The sequence below is a fragment of the Sulfurovum sp. genome (assembly GCF_041551015.1).
Lineage (GTDB): Bacteria > Campylobacterota > Campylobacteria > Campylobacterales > Sulfurovaceae > Sulfurovum.
The window spans coordinates 1-2,246 of record NZ_JBFENQ010000200.1 but is presented as its reverse complement, the minus strand read 5'-3'; the positions used below and the strand labels follow the sequence as shown (position 1 = coordinate 2,246).

Sequence of the window (2,246 nt, the reverse complement as noted above, 5' to 3'; positions counted from 1 at the left end):
TTTTTTCAATTCTGGAAAGATGATACACCTCGTATTAAAGATAAATTAATACCTTCTTTAATACCTTCATTAAAAAGCTTTTATGACTCAGAAGGTTTTTATGATACCCAGTTTACCATCAAAGAGACCAATACGACTATTTTTGTCTTAATCAGTGAAAACGAGCCTGTAAGAGTTAGAGATATCAATATTTCCAGTGATTTTGATATCTCTTCAATGATCACTATGAAAAAGGGTGATATCTTCAGAGCTGAAAACTTTATATCAATAAAAAGTAAAATTATTGCTCAGTTACTTAAAGATGGGTATTGTAGTTATGACCTTGATAGTAAAGCCTATGTAGATTTGGATCTGCATACCGTTGATCTGCGTTATGATTTACACAAAGGTGGGATATGTACTTTTGGAAAATTGACAACATCAGGTTTAGAAACCATAGATGAGAATGTTATTCGTTCGCGTGTAAAAGCCAAAGAGGGTACACGCTATAGTACGGATCTTATACAGGAAACATCAAATAAGCTTTATGGTTTGAATGCCTTTGATAGTGTGCTTATCAATGTAGACAGAAAGTTTTATAACGTGGTCCCTGTAGATATCCAATTTACAGAGATGGAAAAGCCCTACCATTTTGAAGCAGGGGCAGGATATGATACTTATGATGGCATACGTGTTCTTGGTGAGATCATTAAAGATAATTTTATGGGTAATGCTCAACAATTAAAATTAAAAGCCTCTTGGTCTCAAATAGAACAGATGGTTATGATCAGTTACTTTAAACCGGCCTTTTTAGATATTTTGAAGTATAACACTGATCTGGGTGGGAAATTAGGATACTCAAATTTAGAATTTGATGGTTTTAGAGAGGAAAAAACATTTGTTAGAGGGTATTTGGAGTATGAAGAGGGAAAAGTACTATTAAGAGCGGGTGTTGCTTTGGAAGATATCATCATCACTGAAGTTGCTAATCTTGGTCCGGGCGGTGAGTTGTCACAAGCTGTAAATGAGGGCCACTTCCCTCTTTTATATCCTTATGTAAACTTCATCTATGATGCCAGGGATTCCAAACTTAATCCAAAATATGGGTATTACCTCTCCGCTTATGGTGAACTTGGACTTTCATATGATGATGAGGCCAGTGTCTATATGAAAACACTGTTCGAAGGAAGGATCATCCATACATTTTCCTACCTGACACTTTCAGCAGTAGGAAAAGTAGGTGTAGTTGATGCCTCAACAGAGGGTGGACTTCCTGAATCGAAGTATTTTTTTGGCGGAGGTTCATACTCAAACAGAGCTTACGGTTATAGAGAACTGGGGGTAATCACTTCTCCTACAGAAGATACCATCTATGGTGCTTCAACGATGGCCAACCTCTCTTTAGAAGCGAACTATCCTGTTTGGGGTGATATCTATGGTGCTATTTTTACGGATAATACCATGCTTACAGATCAAGCTTATAATTTTAAAGGAGAAATCATCACGGCTGCAGGAGTAGGGGTTAGATATATGACACCTATAGGACCATTTAAACTAGATCTTGGATTTAATATTCAGGATCCTACACAGTATGGTATCTCATTTCAGATAGGACAATCGTTTTGACAAGTGTTAAAACACAGTGCAGGGAGTCACTAAATGACGAATCGTAAAGGCTTATTATTTTACAGACCATTGCTTTGGGTAAGAAAGATTATTGTCTATCTGGCGATAATTGCTATAGTAGTCGGACTTGTTCTTTATTTTATAGTCAATTCTGCTCTGGTTGTCAGAAAAGTGGCCAATATTTATGCCCCAGATTACAACATCTCGTACAGTCGGATTCATGGAAATGTACTTACGGGGGTAAAGATAGAAGACCTGGCTTATAATGATGACTCTCTTGCTACGCATATTACTCTGAAATGGAACCCTTCCGGACTCTTTAAAAAAACAATTATAATCAATACTCTACGGGTAGAAAAAGCCAATGTAGATACGATTAAGGCACTTGCTGCTTCTTTTACCTCTGTTGAGAATAATGAGAGTAAGGAAAGCAGTAGCAGTGAGTCTATCGAAATGGGGATAAAAGTTGATTATCTATCCCTCACTCTTGAGCCTTTTGTTGAACAGGGTATTAGCATTTCAGATACAATATTGAATGTGATAGGTATAGAATATGCAAGTGACGATGTAGAAGTGGATGCATTAGATCTACAGATAGATACAAATGTAACAGATATAGTTTTAAATGCAAGTTTTAAAAA

At 36.5% G+C, this 2,246-nt stretch carries 2 protein-coding genes; both read left to right on the top strand.

All coding sequences use genetic code 11. The features are described from left to right. The coding region (locus ABZC96_RS09750; RefSeq protein ID WP_373030797.1) for an autotransporter assembly complex family protein at positions 1-1,605 on the top strand (1,605 nt) is incomplete at its 5' end. A gap of 33 nt (positions 1,606-1,638) precedes the next feature. Beyond that, on the top strand, positions 1,639-2,246 hold a 608-nt coding region (locus tag ABZC96_RS09745; protein WP_373030796.1), incomplete at its 3' end, for a hypothetical protein.